This window comes from Labrys sp. WJW (assembly GCF_001676615.1).
GTDB lineage: Bacteria > Pseudomonadota > Alphaproteobacteria > Rhizobiales > Labraceae > Labrys > Labrys sedimenti.
In genome coordinates this window covers 1-15,418 of sequence record NZ_LYXZ01000027.1, presented here as the reverse complement: position 1 = coordinate 15,418, position 15,418 = coordinate 1, and the positions used below count along the sequence as shown (strand labels likewise).

At 63.8% G+C, this 15,418-nt stretch carries 14 protein-coding genes and 1 pseudogene; 8 read left to right on the top strand and 7 right to left on the bottom strand.

The genetic code is table 11. From position 1 onward, the window contains the following. Positions 1–67 precede the first annotated feature (67 nt). Positions 68–311, bottom strand: a pseudogene (locus tag BA190_RS35335) (FAD-binding protein); the annotation flags it as partial. A gap of 43 nt (positions 312–354) precedes the next feature. On the opposite strand from BA190_RS35335, the gene BA190_RS36590 reads away from it, so the two are divergent. Next, positions 355–579: a hypothetical protein gene (locus tag BA190_RS36590; protein ID WP_068290107.1), complete on the top strand. Its 225-nt coding sequence runs from the start codon at positions 355–357 to the stop codon at positions 577–579. Here the strand turns inward: BA190_RS36590 and BA190_RS17370 are convergent. Genes BA190_RS17370 through BA190_RS17355 form a run of 4 tightly spaced genes read right to left on the bottom strand, consistent with a single transcriptional unit; the run spans position 552 to position 4,984 of the window. Next, entirely contained in the window at positions 552–1,508 is a 957-nt protein-coding gene (locus BA190_RS17370; protein ID WP_068290104.1) for an ABC transporter permease, read from the bottom strand. The two genes, BA190_RS36590 and BA190_RS17370, sit on opposite strands and share 28 nt — an antisense overlap. A 3-nt stretch (positions 1,509–1,511) precedes the next feature. Next, on the bottom strand, positions 1,512–2,477 hold the full coding sequence (locus BA190_RS17365; RefSeq protein WP_068290102.1) for an ABC transporter permease: 966 nt from the start codon (positions 2,475–2,477) through the stop codon (positions 1,512–1,514). Next, positions 2,474–3,934: a sugar ABC transporter ATP-binding protein gene (locus tag BA190_RS17360; RefSeq protein ID WP_068290472.1), complete on the bottom strand. Its 1,461-nt coding sequence runs from the start codon at positions 3,932–3,934 to the stop codon at positions 2,474–2,476. Before BA190_RS17360 ends, BA190_RS17365 begins: the two co-directional genes overlap by 4 nt. Before the next feature lie 30 nt (positions 3,935–3,964). Further along, on the bottom strand, positions 3,965–4,984 hold the full coding sequence (locus BA190_RS17355) for an ABC transporter substrate-binding protein (protein ID WP_068290100.1): 1,020 nt from the start codon (positions 4,982–4,984) through the stop codon (positions 3,965–3,967). A 144-nt stretch (positions 4,985–5,128) separates the two neighbouring features. Between BA190_RS17355 and BA190_RS17350 the strand changes: the two genes are divergently transcribed. Next, entirely contained in the window at positions 5,129–6,034 is a 906-nt protein-coding gene (locus tag BA190_RS17350) for an SMP-30/gluconolactonase/LRE family protein (RefSeq protein ID WP_068290098.1), read from the top strand. A 136-nt stretch (positions 6,035–6,170) separates the two neighbouring features. On the opposite strand, the gene BA190_RS17345 is transcribed toward BA190_RS17350, so the two are convergent. Then, entirely contained in the window at positions 6,171–6,878 is a 708-nt protein-coding gene (locus BA190_RS17345; RefSeq protein WP_068290096.1) for a GntR family transcriptional regulator, read from the bottom strand. Positions 6,879–7,099: 221 nt separating this feature from the next. Here BA190_RS17345 and BA190_RS17340 point away from each other — a divergent pair, with 221 nt between their 5' ends. The 6 genes from BA190_RS17340 to BA190_RS17315 all read left to right on the top strand — a co-directional run bounded on the left by BA190_RS17340 (position 7,100) and on the right by BA190_RS17315 (position 15,183). Continuing rightward, positions 7,100–7,927, top strand: a complete 828-nt coding sequence (locus tag BA190_RS17340; protein ID WP_068290095.1) for an HpcH/HpaI aldolase/citrate lyase family protein — start codon at positions 7,100–7,102, stop codon at positions 7,925–7,927. Continuing rightward, entirely contained in the window at positions 7,917–9,323 is a 1,407-nt protein-coding gene (locus tag BA190_RS17335) for an FAD-binding oxidoreductase (protein ID WP_202908482.1), read from the top strand. Before BA190_RS17340 ends, BA190_RS17335 begins: the two co-directional genes overlap by 11 nt. 260 nt (positions 9,324–9,583) lie before the next feature. Continuing rightward, positions 9,584–10,942, top strand: a complete 1,359-nt coding sequence (locus BA190_RS17330; protein WP_245314781.1) for an MFS transporter — start codon at positions 9,584–9,586, stop codon at positions 10,940–10,942. A gap of 165 nt (positions 10,943–11,107) precedes the next feature. Then, entirely contained in the window at positions 11,108–12,076 is a 969-nt protein-coding gene (locus BA190_RS17325) for a dihydrodipicolinate synthase family protein (protein ID WP_068290092.1), read from the top strand. A 405-nt stretch (positions 12,077–12,481) separates the two neighbouring features. Further along, on the top strand, positions 12,482–12,955 hold the full coding sequence (locus BA190_RS17320) for a hypothetical protein (RefSeq protein ID WP_068290090.1): 474 nt from the start codon (positions 12,482–12,484) through the stop codon (positions 12,953–12,955). Between the two features lie 173 nt (positions 12,956–13,128). Beyond that, positions 13,129–15,183: a sigma-54-dependent Fis family transcriptional regulator gene (locus BA190_RS17315; protein WP_082979816.1), complete on the top strand. Its 2,055-nt coding sequence runs from the start codon at positions 13,129–13,131 to the stop codon at positions 15,181–15,183. Positions 15,184–15,259: 76 nt separating this feature from the next. On the opposite strand, the gene BA190_RS36865 is transcribed toward BA190_RS17315, so the two are convergent. After that, on the bottom strand, positions 15,260–15,418 hold a 159-nt coding region (locus tag BA190_RS36865; RefSeq protein ID WP_202908481.1), incomplete at its 5' end, for a catalase (peroxidase I)-like protein.

Genomic DNA, 15,418 nt, shown 5'->3' with positions numbered 1-15,418 from the left:
CTTCAGGGGGATCGCGTCATATGCAGGGATGGCTGTTTCGATCAATCAGCCATGCCGCCCGTTCTCCCTACTTGCCGAGCTTGGCGAGTTCGTCCTTGAGCTCCGGCAGGGCGATATAGAGATCGGCGACCTGGAAGATCGGGGCCTCTTCGTCCTGTTGATGGCGACGATGACCTTCGGATCCTTCATGCCGGCCAGATGCTGGATGGCCCCGGAGATGCCGACGGCGATGTAGAGGTCGCGGGGGCGACCACCTTGCCGATCTGGTCGACTTGCCAGTCATTGGGGGCATAGCCCGCATCGACGGCGGCGCCGCGCGTCGGCCACACCATCTCGTTCGGGATTTCCGACAATATGGTCAAGATGGTCGACAACAGTGGCGCCGACCATTTTGGCTTCGTACTGCTCGACAATTCCGAACCCTTCCGCGCGGCGGTCGAAGCCAGGACACCCCGTTTCCGATCCGAGGACGCCGGCTGTCCCATGCTGCAAGCTTCGCCGCGGGCCGACGGTGGACAACGCGACAAGGCGCCGGGAGGGCATATGTCTCTTCAGCGCCGTGGACCGGTGCTGGCCTGACCGCCTGCAACGGCAATCACGGCGACGATGACGAGCCCGGTCACCATCAGACGCATCCCCGCGTCGGCGCCAAGCGTGTTGAGCATGATCTGCAGAAACACCAGGAACAATGATGCCCCCCACACACCCGCGACGCTGGCCTGGCCGCCGCCCACGGCGGTGCCGCCGATGACCACCACCGCGATAGAGGCAAGCAGATACTCATTGCCGATGTCGACCGAAGAACCGCGAAAATAGCCAGCCAGCAAGGCACCGTTGAGGCCGCCCAGGCCGCCGCAGAGCATGTAGGTGAGGCAGCGGATGGCGACGACCGGTATGCCAGCCAGCCAGGCGGCCCGCTGGTTCTGGCCGATGGCAGTGACGCTGTAGCCGAAGATCGAGCGGTGCAGCAGCACCGCGACGCCGATGCTGACGAGCACCGCGGCAAGCACGAAGAGGGGCAGGCCGGCAAGGCGCAGATCCGTGAAGGCGGCAAAGGCGGGCGGCGGCTTGATCTGCAGGCCGCGGCCATAGCTGATGTCGACGGACTGGATGACGAAGCTGGCCGAGAGGGTGGCGATGATCGGAGGAATCCGCAGGGCTGCGATCAGGAGATAGTTGAGCGCGCCGATGGCGGTGCCGCAGGCGAGCGCGGCGCACAGGCCGAGCGGGATCATGGCATCCGAGCCGCCCATCACTTTCATCGCAACGGCGCTGGCCAGGCCGATATTGGCCGGCAGCGACAGGTCGACATTGCCGGGGCCGAGCGTGATGACGAACATCTGCCCGATGCCGACCACGACGGTGAATACCGCCAGCGAGAAGGCAGCGTCGAGCATGCCGGCGGCGCCGCCCCCGCCGGTGGCGAGGATGGTGACGGCATAGACGAGGCCGGCGCCGATGAAGGACCAGATCCAGGGCAGGGTGAAGAGCTTGCGGACCGGGTCCATCGCTCAGTTCTCCCGTTTCGCGATGAGCGCGCGCGCCGCCAGAATGACGATCAGGATGGCGCCGTTGGCACCGACCTGCCAATCGGGCGGGACATGCATGAAGCTGAGCAGCGAGGAGGAGGCGAGAGAGAGTGTCAGGGCGCCGATCACTGCGCCGATGGGCGAGACGCGACCGCCCACGAATTCGCCGCCGCCGAGGATGACGCCGGCGATCGAGAGCAGGGTGTAGCCATTGCCGATATTGGCATCGCCGGCCGTCGACAGCCCGACGAGCGCAAAGCCCGAGAGCACGCCGAAGACGCCCGCCAGCATGAAGGCCGCCACCTTGATCTTCAGAAGCGACCAGCCCGCCCGCCGGATGGCAGCGGGATTGCCGCCGGCCCCGCGCAGGATGGCGCCGTAGGCGGTGCGCTTCAGCCCGTAATGCACGATGAGGGCGATGATGACAGCTGCGACGATCGGCATCGGCACGTACGGCGTCTTGATGGTCATCGCTGCATGGAGCCAGTCGGGTGCCTTACCACCTGGCGTGGGAAGCAGCAGAATGGCCGCGCCCTGCCAGAAGAAGCTCATGCCGAGCGTCACCACGATGGACGGCAGGTTGCGCAGATGGATGAGAGCACCGATCAAGCCATAGACGACGACGGCGCCGGTGATCACGACGGCACCCAGCAAGGGGGTCTGCACCAGCCAGGTGGCGGTGACGCAGCCGATGAAGCTGACGAAGAAGCCGAGCGACAGGTCGAGATCGTTGACGGTGATCACGAACATCTGGCCGATGGTGACGAGTACCAGCGGCACGGCTAGGTTCAACATCAGGTTGAAGCCGAGATAGCTGATGGCGCGCGGGTTCAGCCAGCCGATCGCACCGAGCACGAGCATGAGGGAGATCGCGGGCAGCACTGCCCGCAGGAGCGGGCGCCAGCCGGCAATGCGGGCCGGAGCGGGGGCAGGGGAGGCAAGGCTCATGCGGCCTCCGTGAAGGAAGATTGGATGACCTTCTCTTCGGTAATCTCGTGGCTGGCGAGTTCGGCGACGATGCTGCCGTTTCGGAAGACATAGACCCGGTCGCAGTTCTCGAGTTCCTCCGTTTCGGTGGTGTACCACAGGAAGGTGCGCCCCTTGCGAGCCTCCTCGCGCAGGAGATCGTAGACTTCCAGCTTGGTGGCGATGTCGACGCCGCGCATGGGATCGTCCATCAATACGATCCGGGCATCCGAGGCGAGCGCCCGCGCGAACAGGGCTTTCTGCTGGTTGCCGCCGGAGAGGGTCAGGATGTTATCGGTCATGGCCGGCGTGCGGATGCGCATGCGTTTGCGCCAGGTCTCGGCGAGTTCGGCTTCGCTCTGGCGGGAAATCAGCAGGCCGTGCTTGAGGGCACGCATCGAGCCGATGGCGATATTGCGAGCAATCGAGGAGAGCGGAAAGATGCCGTCGCGCTGCCGGTCGCCCGCGACCAGGGCGGCCGGTGCGGTGACTTCGATCCCGGGTTTACGCCGGCGTCCCGCCGCGAAGATGTCGATGAGCATCTTGGTCTGGCCGTGTCCGGCCAGGCCCGCAAGCCCGACGATCTCGCCCTGGCGTGCCACCAACTCGATGGCCGATCCCGCACCCGCAGGCCGGGCGTGTACGCAGATCTCGCCGTGCTCGGTCGCTGTCTGCATCCTGGCGCCGCTCTCGCGATGCTCCGCTCCCATGGCATTGACGAGCTTGTCGCGGCTGAATTCGCCGGCCGGGCCATTCGCGACCACGGTGCCGTCGCGCATGACCACGATGCGGTCGGCATTGTCGAGGATCTCGCCGAGCATGTGGGAGATCAGGATGCAGCTCAGGCCTCTTGCCACTGCGGCGCGCATATAGGCGAGGAGCTGGCCCGCCGTGTGGCTGTCGAGCGAGGAAGTCGGCTCGTCGAGAATGATGAGATGGAGCGGTGCGTCCGTCACCGTAAAGGCGCGGGCCACTTCCACCATCTGCCGCCGGCCGATCGAGAGATCCTCCACCACGTCGCCGGCGGCGATGCCATGGCCGGGAAAGATCTCGTCGAGCTTGGCCTTGATCAGGGCGCCGGCCCGGCGTCGCCAACCCAGGCCGCGCAGCGCGCCGTGATTGACGCGGGTGTTCTCGGCCACGGTGAGATTGGCGCAGAGCGACAATTCCTGGAATACGCAGCGGATGCCGAGCGCATTGGCGGCCGCCACCGTATAGCTGCTCTGCTGCCGGCCCGAGATCCGGATGGTGCCGGAGGTGGGCGGCAAGGTACCCGCCAGCACGTTCATCAGCGTCGACTTGCCGGCGCCGTTATGGCCGACAAGCCCGACACACTCGCCGGGGGTGACAGTGAAATCGACCCCGGCGAGCGCACGTACAGTGCCGAACTGCATGGTCACGCCGTCGAGGCGAACGATATCGGAAGGCCTTTGCGTCACCGATGAATCTCCGCCCTGCATCGCGGCCGCTTACTTTGCGGCTGCCTCGATGGCCTTGGCGACTTCGTCCTGGCCGTATTCGCGATTGGCCACGCCCCCGGCCGGCGTATCGGCGAGATACTTGTCGAGCTCGCTCGCTCCGATCGTCAGGATGCCCATCGGTACCTCGTTGGGAACCTTCTTGCCGTCGAGGACCTGCTGGGCCACCCAGAAGGCGAAGGTCACCATGCCCGGCGCTTCGGAGGCCGACCAAGTATCATAGCCGCTGGCACCACCCTGCTCCTTCCACCAGGCAAGCTCGTCCTGGCGGTTGCCGAGCATGATCAGCGGCAGGGGCCGGCCGGCGGCCTTGAAGGCCTGCGCTGTGCCGTAGCCATCGCCGCCCTGGTCGATCACCGCAGCGATCTGGGGCAGCGAGGGCAGGACCGTCGTCACCGCCTTCTGCGCCGTGGTCTGGTCCCAGTTGCCGTTGACCTCGGAAACGATCTTGAGGTTCGGGTGCTTCTTGATTTCGGCTTCCACGCCCTTGGAAATATCCGCGTCGATGCTCGTACCGGCGAGGCCACGCACATAGAGCACGTTGCCTCCATTGGGCAGGCGCTTGGCAACCTGGCGGACCTGCTCGGCGCCATAGGTCTCGGCGAGGTCCACCGTCACCTTGTAGGCGCAGGGCTCGGTGACGAGGCCGTCGAAGGCCACGACGACGATGCCGGCGTCGCAGGCCTGCTTGACCGCGCCGTTTAGGGCCTCTGGGGAGGCGGCATCGATGACGATGGCATCATAGCCCTGCAGGATGAGATTCTGGATCTGGGCGGCCTGGGTCGGAGCTTCCTTGTCGGCCGTGGTGAAGGCGTCTGCGGCGGCAATCAGCTTGTCGGCGACGGCCTTCTTGCCGACCTTGTCCCAGCTCTGCAGCATGGCCTGGCGCCAGGAATTGCCGGCATAATTGTTGGAAAGGGCGATCTTCTTGCCCGACGTTTCGGCAAGGGCGGGGCTCGCCATCAGGAGCGCCAGCATCGGCGCGATGGCAAAGGCCAGTTTCGAGTTCATGGGAATCCTCCGGTTCGGTGCTCTGATGTTTTTCTTGCCCGCCAGCGCAGGCTGCTTGATGATGAACCTAAGGTACAATATGTCACGTGGTCAAGCGCCCAGCCACAACGCGATGGTGGCGCCCTAGCGGAGGTGACTGTGACGATGTCCTGCTTCGAAAGTCTCGACGACCGTTTCCGGCGCCTGTTCGTGGGCACCGCGCAGCTCGACCGGTTGTATACGGGCTGCCGCTGGGCCGAGGGGCCGGCCTATTTCCCGGCGGCCCGTTCGCTGGTCTGGTCCGACATCCCGAACGATCGCATGCTGCGCCTCGACGAATGCAATGGCTCGGTCTCGGTATTCCGCCATCCTGCCGGCCATTCAAACGGCAACACCGTGGACCGGCAAGGCCGGCTGGTGACCTGCGAGCATGGCGGGCGCCGCGTTTCGCGCACCGATATCGATGGCCGCGTGATCACGCTGGCAGACCACTATGACGGCAAGCGCCTCAACAGCCCCAACGATGTGGTCGTGCAGTCCAATGGCGATATCTGGTTCACCGATCCCACCTATGGCATCGATTCCGACTATGAAGGCCACCAGGCCGAGAGCGAGCAGGGCGCCAACCGGGTCTACCGCCTTGATGCGTCGGGCAAGCTGAGCGTGATGGCGGACGATTTCGTCCAGCCCAACGGTCTCGCCTTCTCGCCGGACGAAAAGCTGCTCTATATCGTCGACACCGGCCGCAGCCATCTGCCGGATGGTCCGGCCCATATCCGCCGTTTCGCCGTGGGCGAGAAGGGGGCGCTCGTCGATAAGGGGCTGTTTGCCGACTGCACGGCCGGCTTCTTCGATGGTCTGCGTCTCGACACGCAGGGCCGCATCTGGACCAGCGCCGGCGACGGCGTGCATTGCTACGATTCGGACGGCAGCCTCATCGGCAAGATCCTCGTGCCGGAGGTGGTCGCCAATGTCTGTTTCGGCGGGCCGAAGCGCAATTATCTCTACATCTGCGGGACGACGTCGCTCTACGGCGTCCGCCTGCCGGTCAACGGCGACAAGACGTTCTAGAGTAAAACGCGTTCAAGTGTGAACGCTCATTTGCTCTAACTCTTTGTTTCCAAGCCAATCCGAAGGATTGGCTCGAGCGTCTTTGCGATTTTTGGTGACTCGGTCAAATCGCAAAACGCTATGGGTGGCCGGCGCCCTATTCGTGTCGGGCGCCGGTGCCGATCAGCCCCTCCTGCAAAGCACGGACATAGGAGTGCCGCGTGTTGAGGATGTGGTTCACCAGGATCGAATCGAGCTCGACCAGGTCGCCTCTCTCGAAGGCCGACATCATCTGTTGATGCTCGATATAGGAGCGGTCCTGCACACCGGCGAGCGGCACCGAAAGATGGGTGCGCAACGTCGCAATGGGACCGGAGACGAGGGCGTAACCATCCTCGATGAAGCGATTGCGGCAATTGCGGATGAACGCCTCGTGGAACACGGTGTCAGCCCGCGAATAAGCCACAGGATCGGCCTTGGCCCTGGCCTCGTCCATGGCAGCCTTGGCGCCATTGAGCATCTCGATCGTCTCGGCACGGCGGCGGGCCAGCGCGAAACTGACGGCGCGGCATTCGAGCAGGATGCGATATTCGCAAAGGTCCACCAGGTCCTGCTCCGTGGGGAAGAAAACATAGCTGCCTTTCTGCGGCACGATGTTCACCATTCCCTGCAGCTGCAGCATCGAGAGCGCCTCGCGCACCGGCGTGCGGCTGACGCCGAGCTTGGCGGCGAGGCCGAGTTCGGAAAGCTCGCTGCCGAGCGGCAATTCAGAATCGATGATGGCTTGGCGCAACCTTTCGGCCACGGTGGTCGTCAGCGAGCGCGGTCGGTCGATCGACAGGGCTGAGGATGAAGCGAGCGACACGATGGGCGGTTCTCCCAGATTCCAGCTTTCCAGTATGCAAGATACAGCTCGAACCGGCAATGGGGAGTGAATTTCCCCGAGATGCATGCGCAGGCAAGAAAAATATCTGAAGTACTGTACTTCAGATAGGGAGGCGTTTAAGTTGCGGGCAGCCTTGGTGGGCTCAGCATCCGGGAAGCCAGGCCATCGACAGGCCTCGTGCCACCCGACGGGAGGGGGAAGTGTTCAAGCCAAATCAGCTGAAGCGGCGCTTCGCAGCAGGGGATGCCCTGTTCGGTGCCTGGGTGGAGACGGGAAGCGCCACCAATGTCGAAATCCTGGCGCATCAGGGTTTCGACTTTCTCATCCTCGATCTCGAACATGGCCTGGGCGAGTTGCGCGATGCCGTCGACATGCTTCGAGCGGCCGAAGGGGGCACGCCCTGCATCGTGCGCGTGCCATGGAACGATCCGATCATCCTCAAGCGCCTGCTCGACGCCGGCGCCAACAGCCTGATGATCCCATCGGTCGAAACGGCCGAGGAGGCCAGGGCAGCTGTCGCCGCCTGCCGTTACCCGCCGCAGGGACGGCGCGGCTATGCGGCGCCGCTGGTGCGTGCCTCGACCTTCGGCAAGGCTGCCGACTACATGACGCGGGCGAATGAGGAGCTCCTGATCGTCATCCAACTCGAGTCCGCCGATGCCGTGCGCCGTGCCGCCGAGATCTGTGCCGTGGAGGGCGTCGACGTGCCGTTCCTCGGCGTCAACGACATGGCCGGTTCGATCGGCATGCTGGAGCAGCTCGACCGGCCGGAAGTGCGCGCCCTGGTGGGTGAAGCGGAGAAGGCGATGCTTGCCAGCGGCAAGCCGATGGGCACCGTGCCGAGCGCCGGTGCGGATTGGCAGTCGCTCATCCATGCCGGCTATCGGCTTGTTCCGGTGGCGAGCGATGTCGGCCTGATGCGCGACGCCGCTCTGGCGGTGGTGCGCGAACAGGTGAAATTCCGCGAGGAGCGGACGGGCGCGGCGGTTCACTCCGCCCTGCCGATGGATAGGGCCCATGCTTACTGAGATGTCGACAAATACCTCCGCAGAGGCGATCCGTGCGCTGGAGGAGGCACTCGGTCCTGCCGCGGTGCTTGCGGGGGCCGATATTCCCGAACGCAATCTCCAGGATTGGAGCACGCTCGGCCCCGTCCGCCCGCTTGCCGTGGTCCGGCCGTCCGACGCCCAGGGCGTTGCGACGGCGATGCGGATTGCCGCTCGTCACGGCGTGGCAGTCGTGCCGCAAGGGGGGCTCACCGGTTTGGCCGGCGGCAGCCGCCCTGTCGACGGTGCCATCGCCCTGTCGCTCGAACGGCTGGTGGGCATCGAGGAGATCGATCCTGCGGCCGCGACCATGACCGTGAAAGCCGGCACCACGCTGGAGGCGATCCAGCGGGCGGCCGACGATGCCGGCTTCTTCTTTGCCCTGGATCTCGGGGCCCGCGGGTCCTGCGCCATCGGCGGCAATATCGGTACCAATGCCGGCGGCAACCGCGTCATCCGCTACGGCATGACTCGCGACATGGTGCTCGGGCTCGAGGTCGTGCTGCCGGACGGCACGCTGATGACCAGCCTCAACAAGATGATCAAGAACAATGCGGGCTTCGATCTCAAGCAGCTCTTCATCGGGTCGGAAGGCACTCTCGGCATCGTGACGCGGGCCGTGCTGCGCCTGCATCCCAAGCCCAATTGCGTCATGGCAGCCCTGTGCGGCCTTGGCAGCTACGACAAGGTTCTCTCCTTTCTGGCCAGCACCCGTCGCTGGCTGGGGCCGACCCTGTCGGCCTTCGAGGTGATGTGGCCAGACTATTGGCAGGTGGCGACCCAGCGCGTTCCCAATATCCGCCGTCCGATTTCCGGCGAGCATGCCTTCTACGTGCTCGTCGAGGGCATGGGCACCCATGAGGACGAAAGAGCGCGCTTCGATGCCCTGCTCGAGAACCAGATGGAAGCCGGCGTCATCGAAGATGCGGCAGTGGCGCAATCGCTGGGCGACGTGAAGGCATTCTGGGGCGCGCGAGACGCGGCGGCCGAATTCAGGCAGGTGCTGGGGCCGCACAGTTCCTTCGATATCGGCCTTCCGGTTGCCGACATGGATATCTATGCCCGCGCGTGCCGCGCGCGATTGGCGCGTGAGTTGCCGGGGTGCGAAAGCTATTTCTACGGCCATATTGCCGACGGCAACATGCACATCATCGCCTGCGTTCCCGGCGCGCCGCAGCAGCCTTATGACGCGATCGACGACATCGTCTACGACCTCGTGCGCAGCCACGACGGTACCGTTTCAGCCGAACACGGTATTGGCCTGAAAAAGAAGAAGTTCCTGCCTTATACGCGCTCGCCGGTCGAGCTCGAGCTCATGCGCTCGATCAAGGCAGCTCTCGATCCTCGCGGTTTGCTGAACCCTGGAAAGGTTGTTTGAGGCCCGGCGAAACCGGACCGTGGCAGCCACGAGGGTTGCCGCTTCGCACGCGTCCCATCCGTCGGACGGGGCGCGAGGCGGTGATTGGGTTGCGGCCGAAGCGAACGGCCGCCCTTAACCCTTTCCAGTCGTGGAGCGTCTGGCTGAAGGGAAGGGCCAGACCGCACATCCTGACAGGGTGGCCCCCAAACAGACCTTCGGAAGATCACCCGACTTAAGACAGAACCGGCCAGATGGGAAAGGCCAATGGGACGGAGACTATGATGACCATCAACAATGGCCAGGCCCGCCTGGCCGACCTCGACGGGGCCGCCCGGGCATCGCTCGATCGCGCTGTATCTCGGGCGAAATGGCGCATCCTGCCGTTTTTGATCCTGATGTATCTGCTGGCCTATCTCGACCGCGTGAACATCGGCTTCGCCAAGCAATCCTATCAGGCCACCACGGGCGTAACCGAAGCGGCCTTCGCCTTTGGCGCGGGTGTCTTCTTCCTCACCTATGCCCTCTTCGAACTGCCGAGTAACCTGATGCTGCACAAGGTCGGGGCTCGCAGGTGGCTGGCCCGCATCATGGTGACCTGGGGCGTCATCTCCGCGCTGATGATGTTTGCCTACAACGACACGACTTTCTCGCTGATCCGCGTCGTCCTGGGCGCTGCCGAGGCCGGCCTTTTCCCTGGCGCCATCCTGTATCTGACGCTCTGGTTTCCCAAGGAAGTCCGCGGAAAAATCCTTGCGATCTTCTATTTCGGCAGTCCGCTCGCCTTGATCTTTGGTGGGCCGATTTCCGGCCTGTTTCTCGACCTGGACGGCCTGTTCGGGCTCCATGGCTGGCAATTGATGTTCCTCATCGAGGGAGGCATCACCGTTCTGGTCGGCGTCTGGGCCTATTTCTATCTGACCGACACGCCGGCCGACGCCAAGTGGATGCCTGCCGACGAGCGCCAGGCCCTGACGGCTGCGCTTGCCGCCGAGCAGTCCGAAAAGGCCCATAGCGGGGAGATCGACTTTGCGCGTGCCGTTCGCAATCCGCGCCTGTTCTATTTTGCCGCCATCTATTTCCTGATCCAGATCACCGGCCTGGGTGTGGCCTTCTATCTTCCGACGCAGGTTGCGGCCCTGCTCGGCGTCAAGGTCGGCCTGCTGGTGGGATGCATATCGGCCATTCCGTGGATTTGTGCCCTGATCGCGGGCTTCTTCTATCCGGACTGGGCGGTGCGCTCCGGCCGGCGCCAGATCTGTCTGTTGTTTTCCCTGGCTGCGATCGCGCTCGGCCTGGTCGCATCCGCACATGCCAGCCCGGCACTGGCGATTGCCGCGCTCTGCTTCGTCACCATGGGCATCATGACGGCGCAGCCGATTTTCTGGACCTTCCCGACGCAATATCTGGGAGGCGCGGCGGCAGCCGGAGGCTTTGCGGTGATCAATTCCCTGGGCGCCTTGGGCGGCTTCGTCGCCCCCAACATCCGCACTGGTGCGATCACCTGGTCCGGCATCGACGCTTACGGCCTGTATGCCATCGCTGCAGCCGCGTTTCTTGCCTTCGTCCTGGTGCTGTTCATCAAACGGGTATCGGGCAGCCAGCCGCTCAGCGCGACGATCTCCCCTGTTCGGACGTGAACGAGACAGCCGGGAGACTGAACAGTTCTCACCGCATGCCGCCGACGCCGCGCCGTTTGGAAGCTGCGTCGCTCGTGCCCGCCGGCCGTACCGCCGGCTTGCCGGACGACCAGGATGGCCGTTCAATTTCGTTGATTCCAAGATAAACACTCAGGCCGACACACGATGATGAAGAAAATCGAGGGCATCATTCCCGTGATGATCACACCGTTCACTTCGAGCGGGAAGATCGACTATGCGGGCGTGGCCAATCTGGTGGAATGGTATATCGCAAACGGCTCGGATGCCCTGTTTGCCGTTTGCCAATCCAGCGAAATGCAGTTCCTGAGCCTGGAGGAGCGTGTCGAGCTCGCAGCCTTCATCAAGAAGGCGGCTTCAGGCCGGATCCCCGTCATCGCCTCGGGCCATGTGAGCGAAGATCTCGATGATCAGCTCACCGAACTCACCGCGATCGCGGCCACGGGGGTCGACGGCATCGTTCTCGTCACAAACCGCCTCGATGCCAAGAAGGAGGGCGGCACGAAATTCGTCGACGATCTCAATTGGCTGTTGCTCCGGCTGCCGAAGGACATGCCATTGGGTCTTTACGAATGTCCTGCACCCTATCGCCGTCTGTTGACGGATGATGAGCTGATCTTCTGCGCCAATAGCGGCAGATTTGTCATCTTGAAGGACGTGTCATGCGACCTGGATACGGTCAGGCGGCGCATCGAGCTCACCAAAGATACGCCGCTCTCCGTCATCAATGCCAATGCAGCGATTGCTTTCGACGCGATCAAGGCTGGCTCGCGCGGTTTCACCGGGGTTTTTACCAATTTCCATCCCGATCTCTACAAATGGCTGCTGACCAAGAGCTCGGATGATCCAGCCCTCGCCGATGAGCTCTCGGTCTATCTCGCACTTGCCGCGATGGCCGAGTCGATGGGGTATCCAAAACTGGCAAAGCTTTATCATCAGCGCATTGGTACTTTCTCCTGTACCGATAGCCGGACCGTGACTTTCGATATTCGCGAGCGATTCTGGGCGCTGGATGCGCTTATGGACAAAATCGTCCAGGGGACCGAACATTACCGCGGGCGTATTGCGGCGGCCGAGCTTCTTCAAGACGGGATTGGGAGCGACGCGCGTTCCTGACCTTCACGGCATCTGGCCCGACGCGGTTCATACACGAATATAGTCGTGCGTCCGGCTTTCTCGGCCTCGTCGTCGCCAGGCTGCAACATCCTTTCGGTTTCCAAAGGAATCCGGCCTGGCGGCCCGGCGCGTGGCCTTTGACGAAAGCGGTCTTTGAAGATGTGAACGCTCCGCATGTCGGGGTGTCTTCCAATGCTGCCGGCTTGCCGAAGGTGTCCGCGCTGGAAGCGAGCCCGCCCTGGATGTCGCAGCACGAACCTGCCGGTCTTTGTCGTACTCCTCTACTACCCCAAGCCAGAAAATCGGGCCTATAAGGTCATGCTGGTGAGGTGGCTGGAAAAAGAATATGCTCGCGACAGAGCATGAAATGCCGCCGTTCTGGCCAATGAAATCTGGGAGGAGTTCGTGGTCGAGATCATTTCCAAGCGGGATGGCCCACGCCGGGAGGATGCTGCGTTCCGCAGGCTTCTTTCGGAAAACCGTGCGACCATCACGCGTCTTGCCGATCAGTTCAGCGGCGGCAGCTACTCTGCGAGCAAGGCGCACAAGCCGAAACCGCAGCCCAAGGGGCTCATCTTCCACGACATGAGCACGAGCGCTCCCGCCGGGGAGCCGCTCGCCCGCATACGCGTCAGCCTCAACGGCCGCGTCATCATGGTGGATGAAAACACCAGCCGCCAGCTCCATCATCTCGGCCAGATCACGGCCCGGGACGGCGAGGAGACCTTCGTGCTGGCGACGAGCGAGAATGGTTTCTTTGCTCCTCTCGACGAGCCGATCGCGACGCTGCTCGCCGATCTCGACAACCAGATCGTATCCGGCGTCCATACTGAAGAGTGGCTCATTGCCGAGATCGGCCGCCGGCTGGATCTCAAATGAACGCCGGAGCTTCACTCTCGCCATGTCGATGGACCTTGCGAGGGTGGCGCATTCACGACGATCTTTCCGCCTGCTGCATGGCGCCGGCATTCTGCGTTTCGCATGATCGCCGCCGCCCGATTGGAACTCCCATGAACTAGAGATGCTACTCGAGGAAGCAATGTGAAGCACGCATGACACGCGATATCGATCTGGACGACATCCGCACCAGCGTTGCCCAACCCGGTCGACAGGCACAAAACCTGTCCATGGCGAGCCTCGACTACGACGAACGACGAACCATGCGGGCCTGGGAGAACCTGCTCTCCGGTGCTTCGGATCAGGATCGTGCGCGTTCGCCGGTTCGCTCCCTCATCCACGACTCCTGGCACCGCTGCGCCACCGGCGGCATCGACGCCCAGCAGAATGAGGCTCCCCTGAGGGGAGGGCGGGACGAGGTCGAGCATCTGGCCTATCTCAACCGGGAGCTCCTGGAAGCGGCGCGCCGGTCCTTCTTCACGATTGGCCGATTGCTCGAGGGCACCGGTGCCATGCTGGTTCTCGCCGATGGCGAGGGCACTCTCATCGATGCGGTCGGGGACGAACGCACCTTGCACGACGGCATGGATATCCATCTGGCGGTCGGCGGCAAATGGACCGAGGATGTCGTGGGTACCAACGGCATCGGCACCGCGCTTTGGGCCGGTGAACCGGTCTTCGTGCATGCGGCCGAGCATTTTTGCGCAGGCATCAAGGCCTGGACCTGTGCCGGTGCCCCGGTGCGCGATCCCTTCGACGGGCGCATCATCGGCGTGGTCGACCTATCCGGCCATCCCGACATCTTCAGGCCGCACAACACCGCTTTGGTCGCGGCAGCGGCCCGGGAAATCGAGAAGGCCCTGGCCGACCAGCAGAGCGAGGAGCGTACACGCCTGCTCGAAGCCTTCATCACCTCGGCGCCGCGTTATCGCCGGTCCGACGGATTGATGATCGTCGACCGCCATGGCCGGGTGATCTACAAGGCCAATCTGCCCAGGCCGATCGAGGGCGGTTTTCTCGCCTCCTTCTCGGGGGCTCCTGCCCGGAGGCTGGTTGAACTGACGGCGGCCGACAGCCTGGATGGACTGGTCAATCAACTGCCGCAGGAATTCCAGACCTGCCATGTCAATCGGCTGGAGCTGGATGGAGATCTGCGAGGGGCGGCACTGGTGTTTCCGCCCGTCTCGGCACCGAGCTTGGTGCCGGCCGTCAATCCGGCATCCACGCGTCTCAACGAAGCTCGGGCTGCCATCGTCGGCGAAAGCCCCGCCTTGCGGGCAGCCGTCGACATCGCTTGCCGAGTGTCGCAATCCAATGACGTCACCTCCCTGTTGATCGAAGGGGAGACCGGCGTCGGCAAGGAGCTGTTCGCCAGGCTGCTCCAGCAAGGCAGCCGCGCGGGCACGAGCGCTCCATTCATTGCCCTCAATTGTGGGGCGATCACCCGTGAATTGTTCGGCAGCGAGCTGTTCGGACATGCACCCGGCGCCTTTACCGGCGCCAGCCGCGAAGGCAAGCCGGGTGTGTTCGAGCTTGCGAATGGGGGCGTGCTCAGCCTCGACGAGATCGGGGAAATGCCGCTGGATATCCAGCCTTTCCTGCTGCGCGTGCTGGAAGATCGCGTGGTGACGCGCATCGGCGACAGCCGGCGTCGACCGGTCGACGTGCGGCTGGTGGCCTCGACCAATCGCGAGCTCAAGCAGGAGGTGGAGGCCGGGCGCTTCCGCCGGGATCTCTATTATCGCATCAGCACGGTCTCGATCCGTGTGCCCCCCCTGCGCGAGCGCGGGGAGGATATCGTGCTGCTGCTCGATCACTTCAATCAGAAGATCGCAGCCCGCATGCAGATGGAGCCGCTGGCATTCACGCCGCAGGCGCTGGACCATCTCATCGCCTATTGCTGGCCGGGCAATGTGCGCGAGTTGCGCAATCTGGTCGAGAAGCTGCATGTGCTCGGCAATGGCGGCAGCGTCGGGCTTGCCGACCTGCCGGCGGAGATCATCCGCTCGACGTGCCGCGATGGGCATGCCCAGGCCTCGTCGTTGCCGGTGGTTTCGGGAACGCTGGAGGAAGCCGAACGACAGGCGATCCGCCAGGTCCTGGCCGCCGAGGACGGCAATCTGAGCCGGGCGGCGCGTCGACTTGGCGTTTCCCGTCCCACTCTTTACCGCAAGCTCGATCAGTATGGCATCCGCCGCGGTTTCGTCTGAATTCTGCTGAGGCTATACCGTCTGCAGGGAAGAGGCGGCGCTTTGATGTGTATCCAAGCGCCGCCTTTGCTTGCGCTCAAGCGAGATCGAAGCGATCTGCGTTCATGACCTTTGTCCAGGCAGCGACGAAGTCGGTCACGAACTGGGCCTTGGCATCATCGCTGGCATAGACCTCGGCCAGAGCGCGCAGCTGGGAGTTGGAGCCGAACACCAGGTCGGCCCGGGTGCCGGTCCA

Excerpts from the sequence above, each read along its gene's own strand:
- BA190_RS17330 (WP_245314781.1), top strand. The coding sequence starts at position 9,584 with ATGATGACCATCAACAATGGCCAGGCCCGCCTGGCCGACCTCGACGGG.
- BA190_RS17370 (WP_068290104.1), bottom strand. The coding sequence starts at position 1,508 with ATGGACCCGGTCCGCAAGCTCTTCACCCTGCCCTGGATCTGGTCCTTC.
- BA190_RS17365 (WP_068290102.1), bottom strand. The coding sequence starts at position 2,477 with ATGAGCCTTGCCTCCCCTGCCCCCGCTCCGGCCCGCATTGCCGGCTGG.
- BA190_RS36590 (WP_068290107.1), top strand. The coding sequence starts at position 355 with ATGGTCAAGATGGTCGACAACAGTGGCGCCGACCATTTTGGCTTCGTA.
- BA190_RS17315 (WP_082979816.1), top strand. The coding sequence starts at position 13,129 with ATGACACGCGATATCGATCTGGACGACATCCGCACCAGCGTTGCCCAA.
- BA190_RS17350 (WP_068290098.1), top strand. The coding sequence starts at position 5,129 with ATGTCCTGCTTCGAAAGTCTCGACGACCGTTTCCGGCGCCTGTTCGTG.
- BA190_RS17355 (WP_068290100.1), bottom strand. The coding sequence starts at position 4,984 with ATGAACTCGAAACTGGCCTTTGCCATCGCGCCGATGCTGGCGCTCCTG.
- BA190_RS17325 (WP_068290092.1), top strand. The coding sequence starts at position 11,108 with ATGATGAAGAAAATCGAGGGCATCATTCCCGTGATGATCACACCGTTC.
- BA190_RS17335 (WP_202908482.1), top strand. The coding sequence starts at position 7,917 with ATGCTTACTGAGATGTCGACAAATACCTCCGCAGAGGCGATCCGTGCG.